This window comes from Bradyrhizobium genosp. A (assembly GCF_049949275.1).
Taxonomy (GTDB): domain Bacteria; phylum Pseudomonadota; class Alphaproteobacteria; order Rhizobiales; family Xanthobacteraceae; genus Bradyrhizobium.
The window spans coordinates 2,675,079-2,697,639 of the sequence record NZ_CP188196.1; the positions used below are offsets into that span (position 1 = coordinate 2,675,079).

Genomic DNA, 22,561 nt, shown 5'->3' on the forward strand with positions numbered 1-22,561 from the left:
GCGCATGGTCGCCTTCGTTGCGCGCCGCTTCTTGTACGTTGTTCCGGTCCTGCTCGCCGTCTCGCTGCTGACCTTCCTGATCGCCTCGCTGCTGCCGGGCGATCTTGCCTATGTCATCCTCGGCGATCAGGCGACGCCGGAGAAGGTTGCCGCGCTTCGCCACGACATGGGGCTGGATCAGCCGATCTGGTGGCGCTACCTGAGCTGGCTTGGCCATGTGCTGCAGGGCGATCTCGGCCGCTCGTTCCGCACCGGGCAGACCGTGCTGCAGGCGGTCAGCGAGCGCATTCCGGTCTCGCTTGAATTGATGCTGATGGCCGAGTTCATCGGGCTCCTGATCGGCGTTCCCCTCGCGATCGCCTGCGCCGCGCGCGCCGGCGGCGCGTTCGACCGCTTCATGACCGGCAGCGCCTTTGCGATGCTGTCGATGCCGTCCTTTCTGGTGGCGATCCTGCTGATCTATCTTTTCGCGGTCGAGCTGCACTGGCTGCCGGCGACCGGCTATGTGCCGTTCACCGAGGCGCCGCTGGCCAATTTGCGCTTCTTCGTGCTGCCGGCGCTGACGCTGGCGCTGGCGGAATGGCCGGGCATCATGCGGGTGCTGCGCTCCGACATGATCGCGACCTTACAGGAGGACTACATCGCGCTGGCGAAAGCAAAAGGCCTGAAGCCTTCGCGCATCCTGTTCGTGCATGCGCTGAAACCGTCGTCGCTGACGCTGGTGACGGTCACAGGCATCAATATCGGCCGCCTGCTCGGCGGCACGCTGATCGTGGAATCGATCTTCGCACTGCCCGGCATTGGCCGGTTGCTGGTCGGTGCGATCTATACCCGCGACCTCGTCATCCTCCAGGGCGTGGTGCTGCTGGTGGCTTGCGGCTTCGTCATCGTGAACTTCATCGTCGACATGCTCTACGCCGTGCTCGATCCGAGGATCCGCCATGGCCACGCTTGAGCTCTTGATGCAGGACGAGGTGTCGGCGCCGGTCAGACGCAAGCGCAAGCTCGGCCTGCTGTTCTGGATCGCGAGCCTCTGGCTCGCCGTCATCTTGGCGCTTGCGATCCTCGCGCCGCTTTTGCCACTGCAGAACCCTGTAGACATGGACATGCTGGAGCGCCGCGCCGCATTCTCGAGCGAACATTGGCTCGGCACCGATGGCCTCGGCCGCGACGAGTTTGCCCGGCTGATCTTTGGCGCGCGCGTGTCGCTGACGGTGGGGCTGATCGCGCCGATGATCGGCCTGACACTCGGCGGTGCGCTGGGCCTGCTCGCCGGCTATTTCCGCGGACGGTTCGAAACGCTGGTGGTCGGCAGCATGGATGTGCTGCTGGCCTTTCCGCCGCTGATCTTTGCGCTCGCGGTGACCGCCTATCTCGGCCAGTCCATTCCCAATCTCACGGTGATTCTGGGCGTGCTCGGCATTCCCGCCTTCATGCGGGTGGCGCGCGCGGCGACGCTGACACTGGCACGGCGCGAATTCGTGATCGCCGCTGAGGCGCTCGGCGCCAGTCATGCGCGCATCCTGCTGCGCGAGCTGTTGCCGAACGTGATCCTGCCGCTGCTCGCCTTCTTCCTGCTCGGCGTCGCCGTCACCATCGTGGTCGAGGGCGCGCTGTCCTTTCTCGGGCTTGGCGTGCCGCCGCCGATGGCGAGCTGGGGCAGCATGATCGGCGAGGGACGCGACAGCCTCGACGTCGCGCCGCGGCTGGCCTTCCTGCCGGCGGCCGGATTGTTCCTGACCGTGCTGGCGTTCAACCTCGTCGGCGACGCCATGCGGGCGCTGACCGACCCTCGTCAGGGGGCGCTGTGAGTCTGCCGCTCCTGACCATCGAGGATGTCGCGGTCGAGCTGCCGACCCCGCGCGGCAATCTGCGTGCAGTGGACCATGTCGACTTGTCGCTGGAGGCGGGCCGCACGCTCGGTATCGTCGGCGAATCCGGCTGCGGCAAGACCATGCTATCGCGCGCGGTGCTGCAACTGCTGCCGAAGAAGGCGAGTCTCACGGGACGCGTCATGTTCGACGGCCAGGACCTGGTCCGGCTCGCGCCTGAAAGCCTGCGACGGCTGCGCGCGCGCGAGCTCGCGGTGGTGTTCCAGGATCCGATGACTTCGCTCAATCCGGTGCTCACGATCGGCACGCAGTTGATGGAGACGATCCAGGAGCATCTCGAGCTCGACGCGCCCGCCGCGCGGAAGCGCAGCATCGAGTTGCTGGCGGCCGTCGGCATTCCCGCGCCGGAGCAACGGCTGGCGCAATATCCACATCAATGCTCCGGCGGCATGCGCCAGCGCATCGCGATTGCGATCGCGCTGTCCTGCGAGCCGAAATTGCTGATCGCGGATGAACCCACGACGGCGCTCGACGTCACCATCCAGGCGCAGATCCTCGATCTGCTGGCGCGCGAGCAGCGCCGCCGCCACATGGCGATGATCATCATCACCCACGATCTCGGCGTGGTCGCCGGCCGCGCCGACGAGGTCGCGGTGATGTATGCGGGCAGGGTGGTGGAACGCGCGCCGACGCAGGCGCTGTTCAAGCGCATGCACATGCCCTACACCGAGGCGCTACTGGCGGCGATCCCGAAGCTGGACACCGCGCCGCATACGCCGCTGCCTGCCATCTCCGGCCGGCCGCCCGATCCGACCCGACCGCTCAAAGGTTGCTCCTTTGCGCCGCGCTGCCGCTACGTCGCGGGCCGTTGTCGCGAGGCCAAGCCCGAATTGAAGAGCGCGGAGATGCCGGGGCATCTCTATGCCTGCTTCCACCCGATCCAGATCACGGAAGGGATTGGCGCATGATGCAGTTGGCCGCGCATCATGAGCCGCTGCTGAGCGTCGACAATCTCGTCGTCGAGTACGGTCTCGGCAACAAGACTGTTCACGCCGTCTCGGGCGTCAGCCTTCACGTCGCGCGCGGCGAGACGCTGGGGCTGGTCGGCGAGTCCGGCTGCGGCAAGTCGACGCTGGGCCGAGCGGTGCTGCAATTGCGCCGCGCCAAGAGCGGCCGCGTGCTGTTCGACGGCAAAGATCTCACCGCGATGGAAGGCGAGGCGCTGCGCAAGATGCGGCGCCGCGTGCAGCTGATCTTCCAGGACCCGATCGCCTCGCTCAATCCGCGCCGGCGCATCGGTGACATCGTCGCCGAGCCGCTGATCATTGCCGGCGTCAAGGATGCCGCCGATCGCAAACAGCGCGTTCACGAGGTGCTGTCTGCGGTCGGGCTCGATCCCGATCTCGTGGCGGGGCGCCTGCCGCACGAGTTTTCCGGCGGCCAGTGCCAGCGCATCTGCATTGCGCGATCGCTCGTGCTCAACCCCGAGTTCATCGTCTGCGATGAGCCGGTCTCGGCGCTCGACGTCTCCATTCGCGCGCAGATCCTCAATCTGCTGGAGGAGATGAAGGCGCGGTTCGGCCTGACGCTGCTGTTCATCGCGCATGACCTTGCCGTGGTCAAAGCCGTCAGCGACCGCGTCGCGGTGATGTATCTCGGCCGGCTCTGCGAGGTCGCCCCATCGGAGCAATTGTTCGCAAAGCCCGCGCATCCCTACACGGACCTGCTGTTGCAGGCGATCCCGGTGCCAGATCCGGACGTGCGTCCCGTCGAAAGCGTTGCGACCGGCGAGCCGCCATCGCCGATTGCGCCGCCGTCGGGTTGCCGCTTCCGCACCCGCTGCCCGCGGGCGGATCAGCGATGCAGCGCGGAGATGCCGGAGTTGCGCGAGGTCGCGCCCGGCCAGTTCGCGGCTTGTCACCATCCGCTCGTCTGAACCAAGACGGTGGTTTGTCTCGCCCCGCTGCCCGTGGCATGGTGGTGCGACGAAGAGTGTGCCGGGAGGACGCCGATGAAGAGTTTCAAGGTTGCTGATTTCAAGGCGCCGCTGCAGGAGTTCGACGAGGCCACGCCGCAACCATCAGGCACGCAGGTGCTGATCGGGGTCAAGGCTGCCGGCGTCTGCCACAGCGATCTCCACATCTGGGAAGGCGGCTACGATCTCGGCCATGGCCGCAAGCCGCTGTCGTTGAAGGACCGCGGCATCAATCTGCCGCTGACCATGGGCCACGAGACCGTCGGCGAGATCCTGGCCTTCGGACCCGACGTGAAGCCGACCGACCAGGGCGGCCTCAAGCTTGGCGATGTCGGTCTGGTCTATCCCTGGATCGGCTGCGGCAAATGCGCCACGTGCCTCGCTGGTGACGAGAACATGTGCCTGACGCCGCGCTCGCTCGGCGTCTATTGCGACGGCGGCTATTCCGACCACATGCTGGTGCCGCATCCGCGCTATCTGCTCAATCTGAGAGGGCTCGATCCCGCGTCGGCCGCGCCCTACGCCTGTTCGGGTGTCACCACCTACAGCGCGCTGAAGAAGGTCGAGCAGCATTTTGATACGCCGATCGTGATGTTCGGCGCGGGCGGGCTCGGCCTGATGGCGCTGTCGCTGCTGAAGGCGATGGGCGGCAAGGGCGCGATCATGGCCGATATCGACGCCAGGAAGCGCGAGGCCGCCGAGAAGGCCGGCGCGCTCGCCACCGTCGATCCCAAGGCGCCGGATGCGCTGGAGCAGCTGGCGAAGAAAGCCGGTGGCCCGATCCGCGCCGTGATCGACCTCGTCGGCAACGCTGCGACGACACAGCTCGGCTTCGACTGCCTGACCAAAGGCGGCAAGCTCGTCATCGTCGGCCTGTTCGGCGGCGGCGCGACCTGGGCGCTGCCGCTGATCCCGATCAAGGCGGTGACGATCCAGGGCAGCTATGTCGGAAACCTGCGCGAGACGCAGGAGCTGCTCGATCTCGTCCGCGCCAAGAACGTCGCGCCGATCCCGGTGACGAAGGCGCCGCTCAACAAGGCCAACGACGCGCTGGTGCAGTTGCAGCAGGGCGCAGTGGTGGGGCGCACGGTGCTGACGCCGTAGTTCGTCGCTCTCTCTTACGTCATTGCGAGCGGAGCGAAGCAATCCAGAAATCCATCCGCGGAGACGGTCTGGATTACTTCGTCGCTTCGCTCCTCGCAATGACGAGCCACATCTTCCGTTGCGCAGGAACTCCCCATGTCCGCAAACAACGCCTTCCACATCGCCGTGCTCGCCGGTGACGGCATCGGTCCCGAAGTCATGGCGCCCGCGCTCGAGGTGCTGCGCAGGATCGAGGCGAAGTCGGACTTGCGCTTCCGCTTCACCGAGGCGCCCGCCGGCGCCAACAATTATCTCGCCACCGGCAAGTCGATGCCGGATTCCACCATCAAATTGTGCGAGGAGGCGGACGCGATCCTGCTCGGGGCCTGCGGCCTGCCGTCGGTGCGTTACCTCGATAATACCGAGATCGCGCCGCAGATCGAGCTGCGCTTCATCTTCGATCTCTACGCCGGCGTGCGCCCGGCGCGGCTCATTCCGGGCGTGCCGAGCCCGATCGTCGGCGCAGACAAGCGCGGCATCGATCTCGTCGTGATCCGCGAATCTACCGAAGGCCTGTTCGCCTCGATGGGCAAGGGCGTGGTCACCCACGACGACGCGCGCGAGACCATGGTGATCACGCGCAAGACCTCCGAGCGGCTGTTCGATTTCTCGTTTCGTCTCGCCGAACGGCGCAAGGCGCGCGGCAAGCCGGGATCGCTCGCCTGCGTCGACAAGGCGAATGTGTTCAAGGCGTTTGCGTTCTTCCGCGGCATTTTCGACGAGATCGCGAAGCAGCATCCCGAGGTGAAAACCGATCGCCTCTATGTCGACGCCTGCGCGGCGATGCTGGTCAAGCGTCCCTGGGATTTCGACGTGATGGTGATGGAGAACATGTTCGGCGACATCGTGTCCGACATCACCGCGAGCCTGATCGGCGGCCTCGGCATGGCGCCGTCGGCCGACATCGGTGACAAATACGCCGTGTTCCAGCCGTGCCACGGCACCGCCCCTGATATCATGGGGCAGGGCAAGGCCAATCCCACCGGCATGATCCTGTCGACGGCGATGATGCTGGACTGGTTCGCCGACAAGCACGGCGTCGAGAGCGCGGCGGAAGCCGGCGAGCAGATCGAGCGCGCGGTCGATCAGGTCTATGCCGGCGGCCTCAAGCCGATCGAGTTCGGCGGCAGCAATGGCACGGCCGATATTACCAAAGCGGTGCTTGCGGCGCTGTAGGAGTGGACTGCGCCACAGGGTTTCGGCCGGCTCGGACGATTCAGTGAAGACATGATGCTCATGTGCGAGCGCTTTCACCTGATCGATGTCTTCGGCGACTTGTTGTAACTGCAGATCACCTCACAAGAAAAAGAGGCCGCGCGGCTCCTTCGTCGTTACCAGCGGTGCCAGTGGCGATGGCCCCAGCCCCACGGGCGTCCGCCGTAACCATAGAAGCGTCGCGGCCCGCCATAATAGCCGTACGCGCCGTAGTAGTTCGGACGCCACCAGCAGCGGCCCCAGGCATTGCAGACCATGCGCACCTGGTCGACATTCGCGGCCGGGCCGCTCGCGACCTGATTGGCCTGCGGAATGCCGTTCGGCATCGCCGCCAGCGCTTGTCCCGACGCCAGCGCCGCGCCGCCCAGGGCAGCCAGACCAAGAACAGCAAGTTTGAGTTTCATTGCTATCTCCCTCGTTGGTGGCGGGAGAACTTGCGGCGGATCAGTTGGTTGCTATCGCAGCGCGGTGCTGCGAGGAATTTAATCTTGGTGAATGACGGTTCAGCTTCGCGGGCCTCTGCTTACCCGCCTCAGCGTCACTTCCCCTGAAACTGCGGCTTGCGCTTCTCCATGAAGGCCTGCCGGCCCTCGCGAAAATCCGCGCTGTCCATGCAGGCCGTGCCGATCGCCTTGATCGCACCCATGTCGCGTGTGCTTTCGTCCTTCAGCACCTCTGCGATGGTGATCTTGGCGGCTTTGATCGCGAGCGGCGCGTTGTGCGAGATCGTCTCCGCAATCATCATGGTCTCACCCCAGAGCTGGTCGTCCGGGATCACGCGTTCGACCAGGCCGATGCGCAGCGCCTCGGCGGAATCGATGCGCATGCCCGTGTACATCAGTAGCCGCGCCCAGGACGGGCCGACCAGCGACACCAGGTGCCGCAGGCCATCATAGCCATAGGCGATGCCGAGCCTGGCGGCAGGAATGCCGAACTGGCTGTCATGCGCGGCGATCCGGATGTCGGCGAGCATCGCGACCTGCATGCCGCCGCCGAGACAAAAACCCTGGATGCAGGCAATCGTCGGCTTCGGGTAGTCGGCGAGCAGGGCGCGCTGGGCGGCGCTGCGCCTGCCGTATTCCTCGGAGGCCGCCGCATTGTGGCGGGTTTTCTCGAACTGGCTGATGTCGGCGCCGGAGACGAACGCCTTGCCGCCGGCACCGCGCATGATCACGACGCGTACCGTATCGTCGTCGCGCAGGCTCGTCAGCGCTTCGCCAAATCCCTCCCACATCTCCAGCGACATCGCGTTGCGCTTGTCGGGATTGTTGAAGGTGATCACACCGACGCCGTCCGTGACCTGCGTGATGATCTTGCCGTCGGCGTAGGGAGTTTCATTGGAGAGATCGGGCATCGCGCGCTCGCTTGTCGTTGACGAGGCGCAATGTGCGACCGGGCCAAGGCCCAGGTCAACCGCGGCGAGGCGAGGGACTCTGCATCCGTCCGTGCCGCGATTGCATGCCTACTGCGCCATATGCGCGGTCAGCGGATGGTTGCCGGCATTGCTGAAGAACGCGGCTTCTTCGGCGGTGGCCTCCAGCAACTGCTCGTCCTGGTTATAGACGTCGTTGCGGAACTGGATGGTCTGGTCCTTGGTCATCCACGCCGTGAGATAGATCCAGGCCACCGGCACCTTCCTGGCCATGGCGACCTCCTGATGCTGCCCGGTGGCGATGTCCGCATCGATCGCGGCGCGCGTCCATTTTGGCTGGTCCTTGAGCAGCCAGGCGGCGAGATCGCGCACATTGTCGACGCGGGAGCAGCCGTGGGAATCGAAGCGGTAGTCGTCGCTGAACAAATTGCGCTGGTTGGTGTCGTGCATGTAGACCGAATAAGAGTTCGGCATGTCGATCTTCACCGCGCCGAGCGCATTGAAGGTGCCGTTCTGCTGGCGTACGGTGAAGTTCGGCGCGTGCGTGCCGGACCAGTCGACCGAATGCGGATCAATCGGATTGTCGTGGCCGTCGAGCACCTCCATGTGCATGCGCGACAGATAGGTCGGGTCCTTGCGCATGTGCGCGGAGATTTCCGTCTTGGCGATCGAGGACGGCACGGTCCAGGTCGGATTGAGGACGACGCCGGTGATCTGCGCCGTCAGCGTCGGCGAGGGCTTTTCGGTCTTGCCGACGATCACGCGATAGCGCCGCACCACGACGTCGTTCTCGACCGCCTCGGCAAAGGCAGCTGGGATGTTGACCACGACATAGCGCGGACCGAAGCTGAAATTCGTGTTCTCGAGGCGCTCGAGCGAAGCCTCAAGCTGTTTGATGCGCTTCTGCACCGGGACATTCATAGCCGCGAGCGTGCGCGGCGTCATCATGCCGGTCGGCGCGAGGCCGTGGCGGGCCTGGAAGCGTTTCACGCCGTCCGCGAGATCCTGGTCGAAAGCGCCGCTCGCCTTGTCGGCGGCGAGGTCGCCGGAGAGAATCAGCCGCTTGCGCAGCAGGTCGTCATTGGCGCCCTGGACGCCGAGCGCGAACTTGGCGTCCGCAGGAATCGTCGGCCAGCCGCCGCGCACCGCAAGGTCGGAATAGCTCAGCGCCGCGTCCTTGATCCGCTGTGCGGTGCCCTCGTCACAGACCGGCTCATGCGTCAGCGCGAGTGCTGCGGCCGAGCGGATCTCGGCGGTTGAGGACGGTGCTGCGGCAGTTTTGGGGGCGGCGGTGTGAGCCGGGTTGGCGGCCGTCGGCACCGTGCCGGACGCGGCGGCCGGCTTGGGGCCGGCCTGGCCCGTGGTCTCGGTCTGCGCAAGCGCGGAAGCGCTGGCGAGGAGGCCCATGGCAATGATCACGGCATGGCGTTTCGACATCTGTCTGGTTTTCCCCATCAGGCAATTCCCGGCCGCTGTGCTGCGTACGCCGATTCGCGAAATCGGCGACAAGCTAGGGCATCAGGGTTGCGGTCCCATTAAGCACGACGCCCCGTGCGTCCGACGCGGAGGCTCTCGATTAGGTCGCAACAAGGTTGGGACGGGTTCGCGAAAACCGCGACGAATGGCGACAAAATGCCGAAAAAGGAGCGGCCAAGCCACCCCAAAAATCGAAGGCCGCGCGCGTAAGGCGCGCAGGCCAAGACTCTGCCAATCAGGCCTCTGCCAATCAGGCCTCTGCCAATCAGGCCTCTGCCAATCAGGCCTCTGCCAATCAGGCCTCGCCCAATCCAGCCGCGCCCCCGCGACGCGGCGGATTGAACATTGGCCGTGAAGGCCAGGCCGTCGACCGGCTCAGCTCTCGTTGGCTGCGATCGATTCCATCAGTGAGACGAGCTGACGCTGCACCGTCTGATCCTTGATCTTGCTGTAGGCGCGCAGCAGGCGGAGGCTGAAAGCCGAGTCCAGGAACAGGAGGCTTTCGACTTCGCGGGCCTTGTTGTCGCCGTCATAGAAGAAAGTCACGGGCACATCGAGGGCGGTGGCGATCTGCTGAAGCCGAGCCGCGCCGACCCGATTGACACCCTTCTCGTATTTCTGAACCTGCTGGAAGCTCACGCCGAGCTTTTCGCCGAGCTCAGCCTGCGAGATCTTCATCTCGACGCGCCGTAAGCGAATCCGCTTGCCAAGCTCGATGTCCGGCTTGCCGGCACTGCGCTGCTTCATTCTCTTTGCCGCTGCTTTCATTTTTGTTCTCACCTTTGTTCTTCGGTTGAAAATCCCCCGAAGAGCTGGGTCAGGGGTTCGCCCATATACGAGTCCTTGAATTCATGCGGGTGCACGAATTCTTCCTTAAACCACGGGAAGCGAGCTGGATTGAAAGCTTCGATCAGCCAGTCAATCATGTGCCGCACGCGGGGAATCCGGCCGCTACCAGGATGGTAGGACAACCAGATATCCAGCGGTCGGTTCAACTCGACCTCCAGTGGAATCAACTTCCCGCCAAGCGCAATGGCATAGCTCGGGAATACGCCGATTCCGGCTCCATTCGCGACAGCCCAGTAGTTGGCGCTTGAGACGTTGGTCTTCATGACCAAGAGGTCACGTTCCGGAACGCCCGGGAAGAAGCTCTCAAAGGTTTCCTTGGCGGCGATCTGATCGGCGAATTGCAGCACCAGGCGATGCTTGATCAATTCCGCTGCCGAACGCGGCGCGCCATATTTCTCGACGTAACTCCTGGAGGCCCAGAACATCAAATGCATGCGGCCGAGCCGCACCAGCTTGACGTCGAGCGCCGACGGCCGCGACAGATGGATGGCGACGTCGGCCTCGTGGCGGGAGACGTCGGCCGAGCGCATCGCGCAATGCAGATCGACCAGGATATTCGGATAGGCCTGCTGGAATTCGACCAGCCGCGGGGCGAGCCAGAAGGTCCCGAGACCCTCGGTGACGGCGACGCGGACCTCGCCGGTGAGGGCGTTGGCCGTCGAATCGCTGGTGCGCAGCACGTCGAAGGCCGCCGCCTCCATGCGCTCGACGGCGGAGACCACCAGCGCGCCTTCGTCGGTGAGATGGGTGCCGTGGACATCGCGTGTGAACAGGGTGGTGCCGGTCTGGCGCTCGAAATCATCGATCCGGCGGCGGACAACGTTGATCGACAGAGACAAGCGTTCTGCCGCCGAGCGGAAGCTGCCGCATCGAACGACTTCCAAGAAGATGCGGGCCGCATCCCAATCGGAGAGGCCGCTTATATTTGTCTTTAGGCGTTCCTCCAGTGGAACGCCCCTTTCCGCCAAGGAGTGCATACAAGTCCCTTCGGGGCGCTAAACTGGCAGAATCTAGCGCAAACCACAACCACTGCGGGTTGGGGAACGGTGAGTTTTGAACGCCATACTTACCGCGCCCGAAGTGGTATTTGAGTGTGCTTGGGGTTGGGAATCGGGCTAGTTGTTGCCCGGAAGAGGGGTAGACGTGCGTTCCGTTGCGAGCCTTACCATGGCTGCGGGATTGCCGGGTCGATGTGGACCGGAGGGTGGCGCGCGATATGTCGCGCGCACTCGTGGGATGGATCAATCGCGCGGGCCCAAGCGTTTGAATTCTCGGCGTTTGAATTTTCAGCGTTTGAATTTTCACCGTTCCGACTTGCGCCGCTTGGCGATGCCGTCTGGAACTGCGGTTTCGACGCAGAAACACTTTGAAATCGTCTTCGAGGGCACGGACTCCTCATGCTATCCTTGGCTCTCTTTGGGGGCCGAGGGGATCGTAAGCACGTCTCGCAGCCCGAATTAACGGAAAGAACTCCGGTGTCGCATTCAGACGAACAGTTGCAGTCGGTGCTCGAAACGCTCGAGGAGTGCCGCAAGGTTCTCAACGAGAGCAACAGCCGTGAGTCGGCTGAGCTGCTCTCGATCGTCATCCTCGATGTCAGGATGAAGCTCAAAGGAATTGACAGTGCCGATCTCAAGGCGCTGTGCGACGAATTGCTGCGGAGCGCTGCCAGCGAACCGCTGCCCCCCTCCAAGCAGACGCAGGACCAGCCCCGGCGTCCGCTGCTCCGCGTGGTGAAGTAGCCGCGCCGCCGAATCTCGCTTTTTGGCGAGATTTGTGCGCGTCCCGATGTCGCATCTGTGATCGCAGACGGCATCGGGAGGAGCCCTGGTTTGATCGCGCCTCTGTTGCGCATTCTCCGGCATCGGCTACACCAGAGCCGGTTGGGCTCCGGTTGCGTGCGCATTTCCGCGCGCTAGCTCGAGGGCCCGGGATGGCTCCGACTGCATCATGCAAAATGTTTCGATTACGGCGGCGCTGATTGCCGGTCTCGTCAGCTTCCTCTCGCCTTGCGTCCTGCCCCTGGTTCCGCCCTATCTGATCTATCTCACCGGCGCCACGATCGAGCATGTCGAGAGCGATGAGCCGGCCTCGGCCTCCAAGCGCGCGATCATGATGGCGGCGCTGCTGTTTGTGCTGGGTTTCTCCACGGTGTTCGTGGCGCTCGGCGCCAGCGCCTCGCTGATCGGCGGGCTGATCCGCGCCTGGTCGGCGGAACTGTCGATCCTCGCCGGCATCATCATCATCATCATGGGCCTGCACTTCCTCGGGCTGACGCGGATCGGCCTGTTGATGCGCGAGGGGCGCCTGACCGCGCCAAAACCCGTCGGGCTCTGGGGCGCCTATGTGATGGGGCTCGCCTTCGCCTTCGGCTGGACGCCGTGCATCGGCCCGATCCTCGCCGCGATCCTCTCGATCGCCGCGGCCGAGGCGACGGTGACGAAGGGGGCGGGCCTGCTCGCGGTCTATTCTGCCGGCCTCGGCATTCCCTTCCTGATCGCGGCGCTGATGATCGAGCAGTTCTCAAAACTGTTCGCGCGCATGAAGGGCCACCTCGTCAATGTCGAGCGCGCCATGGGCGTGCTGATGGTCATCACCGGCATCGGCTTCCTCACCGGCGCGGTCTCCAATGTGAGTATCTGGCTGCTGGAGACGTTTCCTGCGTTGCAGACGATCGGGTAGAGCGCGCGGCTCGTAGCGGCGGCTTTCAACGCTTAAGCGGAAGTGGCTTTGTGCGGTCGCCACCGTCGGCGTTTGACCCAAAGCTGGCTTCAGCTCTCCGGAGCTAACGCCGTTCTTGTCCCGCCGCATAGCGGTTCATATCATCTAGGGCGGCATTGAATGCTGCCCTGATTTCAGACTGGCTGAACGAGCGATCCCAAAGCTCGGTCATAAGGAAATTGATGACCTGACCGAGAGGGTCGCGATCTGCAAAAAAATCTCCGTCGCGCAGTTTGTTGCAGTGCTCGGCCAGGGTTGCCGCGGCGTTGGTCGCCGCAAGATAGATCCTTTCATCTTCAGTCAGATTATCAGGATTGTTAGCGGTCATTCTGCTTCTCCAAGGCCATTCCCATGGACACCAATCGCTACGGCAGGCCACTTTTCTTAGCCGTCGCAGGATAAAGGAAAGTTTGAAGGGACCAAGGAGAATTGAGGCTACTTGCCATGTCGCCTATCGGCCCGAGGCCGACGCGCAGTCATGTCAGCATCAACCTCGCCTTCCGAGTTACCGGGTTTCGTCCAGCGCGCAGATGACCGTGCAAACGACGCCGCGCGGCAGGAAATCCACCGTTGCCTCGCCGCCGAGCTGGTCGCGCGCGCTGCGCTCGATCAGGCGCGAGCCGAAGCCGCGCTGCACCGGCGCTGTCACCAATGGTCCGCCGGTCTCGGTCCAGATCAGCCGCAGCCGTGGCTTTGGCGTGTCCTCCATGATCTGCCAGTCCAGCGTCACCCGGCCGGTCTCGTTGGACAGCGCGCCGTATTTCGCGGCGTTGGTCGCGATCTCATGCACGATCATCGAGAGTACGACCGCAAGCCGCGGCGACAGCGGCACCGCGGGGCCGGCCATCCGGATGCGATCGGGATTTGCGAGCAGGAACGGCTGGAGCGCGCGCGCGATCACGTCCCTCAGCTCCGAGCCTGCCCACTTTTCCTGGCTGAGGAGATTGTGCGCCTCGGCCAGCGCGCCGAGACGTCCCTCGAACTTGGCGCGCTCGTCGCGGCTGGCGCTGCGAAATGTCTGCACCGCGATCGCCTGCATCAGCGCCAGCGTGTTCTTGACGCGGTGGTTGAGCTCCTCGATCAGGAGATTATGCAGCATATCGCCGCGCGCGATCGTGGTCGCCATCCTGACTGCAAAGGTCAGGCCGACCAGCAGCAGCACGCCGCCGATCAGGCTGGTGATCGCGATGTTGCGCCAGAGCGGCGCGATCAGCGAGCTCTCGGTGACGCCGGCGGCGACAGTCCAGCCGGTCAGCCGCGAGCGCGTATAGGCCGAGGCGAGCGCAACGCCGTCGAGCGAGACGCTCGACAGTACCGCCTCGGGTGAGCGGAACATCGCATCATAAAGCGACGGTGAGGCCTGCTTGCCGAAAGTCTCGTTCGGATTGGGGGTACGCGCGAACACGACGCCTTTGCTATCCAGCAGCGACACGGTCCATTGCTCGTCCGGCCGCTGCCGCTCGACCAGATGCTGGAAGATGTCGATCGGCGGGCTGAAGGAGAGCGTGTAGACCACCTCGCCGTCGCGCAGCACGGGGACTTCGACCGTGACGATCGGGCGCTTCTTGGTCGACCCGGTGAACAGATCGGAGAATTGCGGCGTCTTCGTCGTGAAGACCCGTTCGACGATGTCGTGGTTGTTGCGCGGCGGCAGGCTCGCCGTGTCGGTCGTGACCGTGGAGAACAGCTGGTGCCCGGACTTGTCGGCCAGCAGCAGGACGCTGTCCTCACCATACTGGCTGATGAACCCGGCTGCCGAGCGCCGGAAGCTGTCGAAGTCGCCTTTGCGTAAGGATTCGCTGAGCGCGAGCACCTGCAGGCCGCCCGTCATCCGCTGCACTTCGGAATCGAGCACGAGGCGCATGCTTCGCACCGTCTCGAGCACCCGGCGGGTCGCGTCGCTGCGGTCCTGACGATAGTTGGAATAGGCGAGGCCGACGGCGAAGACGATCAACGGCAACATCGTTCCCGTGACCAGGAGAGCGAGCCGGACCGGCAAGGTGAGCTTTGACAACGCGGGCGTCCCGGTTCCAGCGCTGCGGCGCCGGATTATGATTTTGTCAGACCATACGGGCAGGATTTGCGCGGCGCTATGATTTTCATATCCGGCGGGCAGGCCAGGGCGGGTTTTTGCAGCGCAGCCGCCGGCGCTTCAGCTCATGCTGATTGCGGTGAGCAGCAGGCACATGGCGTACACGGCCGGCAGGCTGAGTCCGGCGATCCGGTTGTCGATGCGATGTCATGGGATCAACTCCGAGCGGATGATCGCTCCTTCAACATCTCACCTCAGATCACGTTCCGGCGGTTAGGAACAAATTGCTGCTTTTTCCCGTTCGTAATCGACCGGGCGCAGAACGCCCGGCAATTGGAGGAGGAGAGCATGAAGCTGAGGATCGCAATCGCAGCACTGATGGTCGCTGCGTTTTCCCTGCCGGCGTTCGCGGCCGACGAATTTTACGTCGTGCAGGACGTCAAGACCAAGAAGTGCACAGTCGTCGACAAGAAGCCGACGGATACCAGCATGACGGTCGTCAGTCCCTCAGGCACGATCTACAAATCGCGCACCGAGGCCGAGAGCGGCATGAAGACCGTCAAGGTCTGCACGTCAAACTAAGGAGGATGACACAATGCCAGTTCTGATTTTGTGGGCCGTGCCGGCCGTGCTGGTGATCGGCGGCGGCATTTATCTGATCGGCCATTTCCACTGAGCAGAAGAAGCGATGGGCTCCGCGATTGCTCGCGGAGCCCATCGCAACAAATGTCAGGAAGCTCAGAGATTGCTCTCGGTGATCGCGGCGTAGACCATGCTGCGCAGCTCGCGGCGGAGCGGATAGGCGCTCGACGGCAGCACCTGCGTCATGAAGATCGTGATCAGCTCTTCGGCCGGGTCGATCCAGAACGAGGTCGTGGCCGCGCCGCCCCAATTATATTCGCCGGGGCTGCCGGCGATCAGCGTCTCCGCCGGGCGCATGGTCACGGCGAAACCGAGGCCGAAGCCGATACCGTTGTAGCTTGCCTCGGAGAACAGCGAGCGCGACATTTCCGGCAGCGCCTGTCCGCCCGGAATGTGGTTGCTGGTCATCAGCGCCAGCGTCTTCGGCCCGATCAAGCGGACGCCGCCGAGCTCGCCGCCGTTGAGGAGCGCGCGGCAGAAGGTGAGATAATCGGCCATCGTCGAGCACAGTCCGCCGCCGCCGGAGATGAAGGAGGGCGGCGACAGGAACGAGCTCTTGGTCGGATCGTCCTGGAGCGTCAGGCCTTCGCGGCGCTGGCCGGCATGGAAGGTGAATCCCCCGCTGGGATCGGCGTTGTAGCAGGCGGCGAAGCGGTGCGCCTTCGAGGCCGGCACGTGGAAGTCGGTGTCGGTCATGCCGAGCGGATCGAGAATGCGTGCTCTAAGGAACTGCTCGAACGGCATCCCGGAGATCTTGCCGACGAGGTAGCCGAGCACGTCGGTCGCGACTGAGTAGTTCCAGGCCTCGCCCGGAGAGAACTCGAGCGGGATTTTGGCAAGGCTCTCGATCATGGTCTGCAGCGTACCTGCTTTCTCCACCTCGCCGATCTTCTCGGCGCGATAGGCGGCATCGACATTGGAGCGCTGCTGGAAGCCGTAGGTGAGCCCCGACGTGTGACGCAGGAGGTCGACGATCAGCATCGGCCGGGTCGGCGGCCGGGTCAGGAAGGCCGGCGAGGTGCCGGCGACGAACACCCCGAGATTTTTCCATTCCGGAATGTATTTGGCGACGGGCTCGTCGATTGCGACCAGGCCTTCCTCGACCAGCATCATGAAGGCGACGCTGGTGAGCGGCTTGGTCATGGAATAGATGCGGTAGATGGTGTCGTCCTTGACCGGCGCCTTACGCTCGACGTCGGCAAGGCCCTGCACCGAGCTGTGGGCGATCTTGCCGCGGCGGTAGACGAGGAGGTGCGTGCCCGGGAAACGGCCGGCATCGATGTACCGGTTCTTCAGATGGGCATCGATGCGGTCGAGCGCGGCTTTGGACATGCCCACGGATTCGGGCGAGGCGGGGGTGGGGGCGAGCATCGGTTCCTCCAGGCAGTTTTCTCGGCAAGTTGATAGCCGAAATGAGGGTCCCATTCCAAGCCGGTCGCGCTTAACGCGGGCGGGTCGCCTGGTGTAGGCTTCGGTCTGGAACGCCTCCAGGGAGCCCCGAGGATTCCAATGGGGCGAACGAGAAAACGCAGGCAAACGCACCATGACCCAGTTCAACGAGACCGAACTCACCGAAGCCGTCGTCAAAAGCTTCGACAGCACGCCTGATACGCGTGCGAAATTCCTGCTCCAGGAATTGGTGAAGTCGCTGCACGATTACGTGAGCAAGACCGGTCTCACCTTCGAGGAATGGGAATATGCCATCGATTTCCTGACCCGCACCGGCCAGAAATGCACCGACACCCGCCAGGAGTTCATCCTGCTCTCCGACGTGCTCGGCGTCTCCATGCTGGTCGATGCCGTCAACCACCGCGACCGCGATGGCGCGACCCAGACCACGGTGCTCGGCCCGTTCTATGTCGGCGAGCACAAGGTCACGGCGCACGGCACCGATATCTCGCCGAACAATCTCACGGGCGAGCGGATGTTCGTGCAGAGCCGCGTCACCGATCTCCAGGGCAAGCCACTTGCCAATGTCCCCGTCGACGTCTGGCACGCCGACGATGACGGCTTCTACGATTCCCAGAAGGCGAACTATGACGAGGTCGGCGCCTCCGCGCGGGCGCGCTTCATTACGGATAGCGACGGCCGCTTCTTCTTCCGCACGATTCTGCCGTGCAGCTATCCGATCCCGACCGACGGGCCGGTCGGCGAGATGATCGTACAGACCAAGCGCCATCCGATGCGCCCGGCGCATGTGCACTTCCTGGTCAACGCGAAGGGCCACGAGCCGCTGATCACCCACGTCTTCATGGACGGCGACAAATATCTCGATTCCGACGTGGTGTTCGGCGTCAAGGACGACCTCGTCGCCAAGGTCGAGCCGCGCAAAGATGCGACGATGCCCGACGGCGCCAAGGCGAACGGGCAGTGGCATCTGATGACCTACGAATTCCACCTCAAGCCGGGCGGCGGCATGGCGCCGAAGCCGCTGGGGACAAAGGCGGCGGAGCCGGCCTGACGGGACAGGCCCTGCTAGCGTGCGTGCAGCAGGGCGAGCAGCGCCACGACGGCGCAGGCCAGGATCACCGTGGTTAGTTTCCAGAACAGAAGCGGATTGCGCTCGATCAGGGGCGTGGTCCGCGTGCTGAGATAGGCCGGGTTCGGGTTTCTGAGCTCATAGGTGAATTCGGACAGGTCCTCGTGACGCTTGTTGGGATCGGGATGCAGCGCCTTGCGCAGTGCGCCGTCGATCCAGACCGGGACGGCGCGGTCATCGTGGCTGGCCGGACGATATCTCAGCTTCCACGCGTCCGATCGTCCCCGGATGCGGGCGATTTGGGCGCCGTAAGGCAGATCTCCCGTCAGCATCTGGTAGCAAATCACGGCCAGCGAGAACATGTCCGAGCGCGGCGAGCCGCCTTCGCCGAGAAAATATTCCGGCGCGGTGTATTGCACCGTGCCGAGGATCTCGGCGTCGTTCGGATGGGCTGCGGCCTCGACGATTCCGGCGACCTTGACCGCGCCGAAGTCGATGATCTTCGCGGTGCCGGTCCTGTCGATCAGGATGTTGTCGGGCCTCAGATCCTGATGCAGCATTTCCATGCGGTGGAAGGCGCGCAGGCCCGATGCGATCTGATCCACGATGCCGCGCACGGTCTCGAGATCGGGGCAAGGATTGTCCAGCATCCATTGCCGCAGCGTCTGCCCCTCGATGAACTCGGTCGCGACGTAAAGGTAGTTGCGTCGTTTGGATCGCGTGCGGGGTTTCAGCACGTGCGGGCTGTCGATCCGCCGCGCGATCCATTCCTCCATCAGGAAACGCTTCAAATAAGCGGGGTCGTCGCGGAGATCGATCGAGGGGATCTTCAGGGCGACCATCTCCTCGGTCTCGGTGTCGACGGCGAGATAGATGTGGCTGCGGCTGGAGGCGTGCACTTCGCGCACGATCCGGTAGCCGTCAAACAGTGCCCGCGGCTCCGGCAGCGGTGGCAAAGGCAGTTCTGTGGTGCCGCCGAAAATGTCGGATGAACCGGCCTGCGGCACCTCGTCGATGCGCAGGATCTGGACGGTGATGTTGTCGTCGCTGCCGCGCCGATAGGCCTCCTCGACGACGGATTTGGCGGCGCCGTCGAGATCGCCGGCATGGTCATCGAGCGTGCTGGTGATGAAGCGATGATCGACGAACTCGTAGGCGCCATCGGTGGCGAGCAGGAAGGTGTCGCCTTGCTCGATCTGGAACGCCTGGTAGTCGATCTCGATCTGCGGGTTGATGCCGAGCGCGCGGCCGAGATAGGTCTGCTCCGACGAGACGATGACGCGATGGTCCTCGGTGAGCTGTTCGAGGGCCTTGCCGGCAACGCGGAAGATCCGGCAGTCGCCGACGTGAAAGATATGGGCCATCGTCGATTTGACGATCATTGCGGTGAAGGTGCAGACGTAACCCTTGTCGCGCTCATAAGCGTATTGGCTGCGCCGCGTTTCCGCATGCAGCCACGAGTTCGTCGCCTCCAGTACGCGTCGCGCCGACGTCTTCACCGTCCAGGATTCTGATGTGCAATAATAATCGGTCAGGAAGCTCTTGACCGCCGACTCGCTTGCGACCTGGCTCACGGCGCTGCTGGAGATGCCGTCGGCCAGCACGACGGCGATCCCCTTCAGGGTCAGTAACGGCTCGGCCGGGATGAGGGCGCCGTGAAAGTCCTGGTTGACCGGCTTGCGCCCCTTGTCGGAGTGCTGCCCGATCGAAATTCGCAAGCCCCGGCCCATCCTCGCCACCAATGCAAAGGGAGCCTCACCTTATCAGGCAAGGCTCCCTTGTGGACGTGCAATCCAATTAAGCCGCCGCGCGGGTCGAGTTGGTCGACGCCGGCTGACGCTTCGGCTTCGTCAGCACATGCGTCGTGTAGAGCGTGAGGCCGGTGAAGGCGAGGCCGCCGACGAGGTTACCCAGCACGGTCGGGATCTCGTTCCAGATGAAATAGTCCATGATCGAGAATTTGGCGTGGAGCATCAGGCCCGACGGGAACAGGAACATGTTCACCACGGAATGCTCGAACACCATGTAGAAGAACACCAGGATCGGCATCCACATCGCGATTACCTTGCCCGGCACGGTCGTGGAGATCATGGCGCCCACGACGCCGGTCGAGACCATCCAGTTGCAGAGCATGCCGCGGATGAACAGCGTCGCCATGCCGGCGGCACCATGCGCCGCGTAGCCCAGCGTCCGGCCTTCGCCGATGCTGCCGATCGCCGCGCCGACCTTGTCGGGGTCCTGCGTGAAGCCGAAGGTCGTGACGAACGCCATCATGAAGGCGACGGTGAGGGCGCCGGCGAAATTGCCGATGAAGACGAGGCCCCAGTTGCGCAAGACGCCGCCGAGCGTCACGCCCGGCCGCTTGTCGATCAGCGCGAGCGGCGCCAGCACGAAGACGCCGGTCAGAAGGTCGAAGCCCAGCAGATAGAGCATGGAGAAGCCGACCGGAAACAGCAGCGCACCGATGATCGGCTGGCCGGTGTTGACGTTGATCGTGACGGCGAACCAGGCCGCGAGTGCCAGGATGGCGCCGGCCATGTAGGCGCGGATCACCGTATCCCGGGTGGACATGAATATCTTGGATTCGCCTGCGTCCACCATCTTGGTGACGAATTCCGAAGGCGCGAGATACGACATCAACAGCTCCTTTGCTCATGTGAACGATCGATCCGGCCCGTGCCGGATCGACGCCTCTGTCAGACCAATGAGGTTAGACCAGTGAGCTGTGCGCGCGCCCCGCGGACGGGGACGCGTAGCGGAAAAGGACACCGACATGCGCAAGGGATAGCGTCACGATGACCGCGCCTTAGCGGACCAGCGAATAGGCTTCCCAGTGGCCTTCGGTGGCTTAACGCTCCGGCTCACTGTCAGTCATCGTTGACTAGGCAGGACAAAAGCAATCGATGTGCCAGACGGGCCGGCAAGCAGGCGACGGCAGGCTGGGGCCCGATTTTTCCCTGTTTGGAAGGAGATAGGCCTCTCCGACCGTGTCTTGTCGGCTCTGGCAGATCCTCCGATGGTGAAAAAACGGGCGCGTGCTCAAGCCTTGTGCGACGCACAATCAACGGGCGAATCGGCATTCAAGAAATGAGCGGCGCGCCGGTTTTTGATGCAATTGTAGGCGTGATTATTTTTTCATCAACAATACCAAGCTATTGTAATTATTTAGCTTTATATCATCAGCGGATTTGGCACGGAGCTTGAATTAAGAGTTTCGACGCCATCGACGCCGTCACCGAGCAATCATTCAAATCGTGACACCGCCGAAAACGGGGGCTTCCCCGAGCGTGCATCTGTGCGCCCCGCGTCAGTCGGTGTCCCCGCTTCCTAGCGAAAGGGAATTTTTCCGATGAGGGAAGGCAATCCGACTGGAAATCAGACTTGGATTTCTGACTGGCGCCCCGAAGATGAGGCGTTCTGGAATGCGGGCGGCAAAGCCGTCGCCCGGCGTAACCTGATCTGGTCGATCGTCGCCGAGCATATCGGCTTCTCCGTCTGGCTGATCTGGAGCATCGTCGCGACCAAGCTGCCGCAGGCGGGTTTTCACTACTCGACCGATGAGCTGTTTCAGCTCGTGGCTGTGCCGGGCCTGATCGGCGCCCTGATGCGCTTTCCCTATACGTTCGCGGTCACCACGTTCGGCGGCCGCAACTGGACCATCTTCAGCGCAGCCGTGCTGTTCATCCCGACGCTGGCGCTCGCCTACTTCGTCGGTGAGCCCGACACGCCGTTCTGGCTGATGCTGCTCATCGCCTCGACCGCCGGTCTCGGCGGCGGCAATTTCGCCTCCAGCATGACCAACATCTCCTTCTTCTTCCCCGATCGCATGAAGGGTTGGGCGCTCGGCCTGAACGCAGCCGGTGGCAATATCGGCGTCTCCAGCGTGCAGCTCCTGACGCCGATCCTGATGACGCTCGCCGTCATCAACCTGTTCCAAGCAGCGCCGGTCGGCGGCGTCTACCTCCAGAACGCCGGCCTGATGTGGGTGCTGCCGATCGCGATCGCGGTGTTCGGCGCGGTGTTCTTCATGAACAACCTGACCTCGGCCAAATCGTCGATCAAGAACCAGCTTGCCATCGTCAAGCGCAAGCACACCTGGATCATGGCCTTCATCTACATCGGAACGTTCGGCTCCTTCATCGGCTACTCCGCTGCGTTTCCGCTGCTGATCAAGACCCAGTTTCCCACGGTAACGATCTCGATCGCGTTCCTCGGTCCGCTGGTCGGCTCGTTGTCGCGTCCGTTCGGCGGCTGGCTCGCCGACAAGGTCGGCGGCTCCGTCATCACCTTCTGGAATTTCATCGCGATGGCCGCGGCTACGATCGGCGTGCTGTACTTCGTCGGACAGAAGGACTTCACCGGCTTCCTGTCGATGTTCCTGATCCTGTTCCTGACCACGGGCATCGGCAACGGCTCGACCTACCGCATGATCCCCTCGATCTTCCGCGAGGAGAACCTGTTCAAGGTGCGTGGCAAGGGCGATGCGGCGCGCGCGCTCGCGATGAAGACCGCGAGCATCGAGAGCGGTGCGGCTGTCGGCTTCATCGGCGCGATCGGTGCCGTCGGCGGCTATCTGATCCCGAGCAGCTTCGGCAAGTCGATCGCGATGACGGGCGGACCGCAGGTCGCGCTCGCGATCTTTCTCGCGTTCTACGCCGTCTGCCTCGGACTGACCTGGTGGTTCTACCTGCGTCGCAGCCTGCAGGCTGAAGGCGCGCCGAGCCTCGCCGAAGCGCGCGTGTGAGCTTGGTCCAAATCTCGCCTCTCCCCGTACGGGGGGAGAGGTCGCTCTGATGACGTTTGACCCATGAACTTTTTCCGCAAC

General features: G+C 63.7%; 21 protein-coding genes. 11 read left to right on the forward strand and 10 right to left on the reverse strand.

Features of this window, described 5'->3' with window-relative positions:
- The first annotated feature begins 4 nt into the window (after nt 1–4).
- The 6 genes from ACP2YP_RS12425 (at nt 5) to ACP2YP_RS12450 (ending at nt 6,126) form a co-directional block, all read left to right on the forward strand.
- Nucleotides 5–955 (forward strand): ABC transporter permease, encoded by a 951-nt coding sequence (locus ACP2YP_RS12425; RefSeq protein WP_426424447.1) that lies wholly within the window; start codon nt 5–7, stop codon nt 953–955.
- Complete coding sequence (locus tag ACP2YP_RS12430; RefSeq protein WP_426424448.1) at nt 942–1,811, forward strand: ABC transporter permease; 870 nt, start codon at nt 942–944, stop codon at nt 1,809–1,811. Before ACP2YP_RS12425 ends, ACP2YP_RS12430 begins: the two co-directional genes overlap by 14 nt.
- Nucleotides 1,808–2,800: an ABC transporter ATP-binding protein gene (locus tag ACP2YP_RS12435; protein WP_426424449.1), complete on the forward strand. Its 993-nt coding sequence runs from the start codon at nt 1,808–1,810 to the stop codon at nt 2,798–2,800. The genes ACP2YP_RS12430 and ACP2YP_RS12435 overlap by 4 nt, the downstream gene beginning before the upstream one ends.
- Nucleotides 2,797–3,768: an ABC transporter ATP-binding protein gene (locus tag ACP2YP_RS12440; RefSeq protein ID WP_426424450.1), complete on the forward strand. Its 972-nt coding sequence runs from the start codon at nt 2,797–2,799 to the stop codon at nt 3,766–3,768. Before ACP2YP_RS12435 ends, ACP2YP_RS12440 begins: the two co-directional genes overlap by 4 nt.
- 75 nt (nt 3,769–3,843) lie before the next feature.
- Nucleotides 3,844–4,911 carry an alcohol dehydrogenase gene (locus tag ACP2YP_RS12445; protein WP_426424451.1) on the forward strand — a complete coding sequence of 356 codons (1,068 nt, stop codon included), beginning with the start codon at nt 3,844–3,846 and terminating at the stop codon, nt 4,909–4,911.
- A 135-nt stretch (nt 4,912–5,046) separates the two neighbouring features.
- Nucleotides 5,047–6,126, forward strand: coding sequence for an isocitrate/isopropylmalate dehydrogenase family protein (locus ACP2YP_RS12450; protein ID WP_426424452.1), 1,080 nt, complete (start codon nt 5,047–5,049; stop codon nt 6,124–6,126).
- A gap of 155 nt (nt 6,127–6,281) precedes the next feature.
- Here ACP2YP_RS12450 and ACP2YP_RS12455 read toward each other — a convergent pair whose 3' ends face one another.
- The 5 genes from ACP2YP_RS12455 to ACP2YP_RS12475 form a co-directional block, all read right to left on the reverse strand.
- Nucleotides 6,282–6,569 carry a hypothetical protein gene (locus ACP2YP_RS12455; RefSeq protein ID WP_426424453.1) on the reverse strand — a complete coding sequence of 96 codons (288 nt, stop codon included), beginning with the start codon at nt 6,567–6,569 and terminating at the stop codon, nt 6,282–6,284.
- Between the two features lie 134 nt (nt 6,570–6,703).
- Nucleotides 6,704–7,519 (reverse strand): enoyl-CoA hydratase, encoded by an 816-nt coding sequence (locus tag ACP2YP_RS12460; protein ID WP_426424454.1) that lies wholly within the window; start codon nt 7,517–7,519, stop codon nt 6,704–6,706.
- A 108-nt stretch (nt 7,520–7,627) separates the two neighbouring features.
- Nucleotides 7,628–8,974: a L,D-transpeptidase family protein gene (locus ACP2YP_RS12465; protein ID WP_426424456.1), complete on the reverse strand. Its 1,347-nt coding sequence runs from the start codon at nt 8,972–8,974 to the stop codon at nt 7,628–7,630.
- Nucleotides 8,975–9,388: 414 nt separating this feature from the next.
- Nucleotides 9,389–9,760: a helix-turn-helix domain-containing protein gene (locus tag ACP2YP_RS12470; RefSeq protein WP_028179980.1), complete on the reverse strand. Its 372-nt coding sequence runs from the start codon at nt 9,758–9,760 to the stop codon at nt 9,389–9,391.
- A gap of 29 nt (nt 9,761–9,789) precedes the next feature.
- The gene (locus tag ACP2YP_RS12475) at nt 9,790–10,839 is read right to left on the reverse strand and encodes a LysR family transcriptional regulator (RefSeq protein WP_426424457.1); all 1,050 of its coding nucleotides are present in this window, start codon (nt 10,837–10,839) and stop codon (nt 9,790–9,792) included.
- 498 nt (nt 10,840–11,337) lie between these two features.
- On the opposite strand from ACP2YP_RS12475, the gene ACP2YP_RS12480 reads away from it, so the two are divergent.
- Both ACP2YP_RS12480 and ACP2YP_RS12485 read left to right on the forward strand, forming a co-directional pair.
- Nucleotides 11,338–11,604 carry a hypothetical protein gene (locus ACP2YP_RS12480; RefSeq protein ID WP_426424458.1) on the forward strand — a complete coding sequence of 89 codons (267 nt, stop codon included), beginning with the start codon at nt 11,338–11,340 and terminating at the stop codon, nt 11,602–11,604.
- A gap of 208 nt (nt 11,605–11,812) precedes the next feature.
- Complete coding sequence (locus tag ACP2YP_RS12485) at nt 11,813–12,544, forward strand: cytochrome c biogenesis CcdA family protein (RefSeq protein ID WP_426424460.1); 732 nt, start codon at nt 11,813–11,815, stop codon at nt 12,542–12,544.
- Between the two features lie 103 nt (nt 12,545–12,647).
- Here the strand turns inward: ACP2YP_RS12485 and ACP2YP_RS12490 are convergent, their stop codons facing one another.
- Nucleotides 12,648–12,911, reverse strand: a complete 264-nt coding sequence (locus tag ACP2YP_RS12490) for a hypothetical protein (RefSeq protein WP_426424461.1) — start codon at nt 12,909–12,911, stop codon at nt 12,648–12,650.
- Nucleotides 12,912–13,088: 177 nt separating this feature from the next.
- A complete protein-coding gene (locus ACP2YP_RS12495) occupies nt 13,089–14,546 on the reverse strand; it encodes a sensor histidine kinase (RefSeq protein ID WP_426426125.1) in 1,458 nt (485 codons plus the stop codon).
- A gap of 417 nt (nt 14,547–14,963) precedes the next feature.
- On the opposite strand from ACP2YP_RS12495, the gene ACP2YP_RS12500 reads away from it, so the two are divergent.
- Entirely contained in the window at nt 14,964–15,197 is a 234-nt protein-coding gene (locus ACP2YP_RS12500; protein ID WP_426424462.1) for a hypothetical protein, read from the forward strand.
- A gap of 156 nt (nt 15,198–15,353) precedes the next feature.
- Here ACP2YP_RS12500 and ACP2YP_RS12505 read toward each other — a convergent pair whose 3' ends face one another.
- Entirely contained in the window at nt 15,354–16,628 is a 1,275-nt protein-coding gene (locus ACP2YP_RS12505) for a serine hydrolase domain-containing protein (RefSeq protein WP_426424463.1), read from the reverse strand.
- Between the two features lie 172 nt (nt 16,629–16,800).
- Between ACP2YP_RS12505 and ACP2YP_RS12510 the strand changes: the two genes are divergently transcribed.
- Complete coding sequence (locus tag ACP2YP_RS12510; protein ID WP_426424464.1) at nt 16,801–17,718, forward strand: dioxygenase; 918 nt, start codon at nt 16,801–16,803, stop codon at nt 17,716–17,718.
- A gap of 14 nt (nt 17,719–17,732) precedes the next feature.
- Here the strand turns inward: ACP2YP_RS12510 and ACP2YP_RS12515 are convergent, their stop codons facing one another.
- Together ACP2YP_RS12515 and ACP2YP_RS12520 are read right to left on the reverse strand one after the other, a co-directional pair.
- Nucleotides 17,733–19,466, reverse strand: coding sequence for a protein kinase domain-containing protein (locus tag ACP2YP_RS12515; protein ID WP_426424466.1), 1,734 nt, complete (start codon nt 19,464–19,466; stop codon nt 17,733–17,735).
- 67 nt (nt 19,467–19,533) lie between these two features.
- Complete coding sequence (locus tag ACP2YP_RS12520; RefSeq protein ID WP_426424467.1) at nt 19,534–20,373, reverse strand: formate/nitrite transporter family protein; 840 nt, start codon at nt 20,371–20,373, stop codon at nt 19,534–19,536.
- Between the two features lie 712 nt (nt 20,374–21,085).
- On the opposite strand from ACP2YP_RS12520, the gene ACP2YP_RS12525 reads away from it, so the two are divergent.
- Nucleotides 21,086–22,480: an MFS transporter gene (locus tag ACP2YP_RS12525; RefSeq protein ID WP_426424468.1), complete on the forward strand. Its 1,395-nt coding sequence runs from the start codon at nt 21,086–21,088 to the stop codon at nt 22,478–22,480.
- The last annotated feature ends 81 nt before the right edge of the window (nt 22,481–22,561 follow it).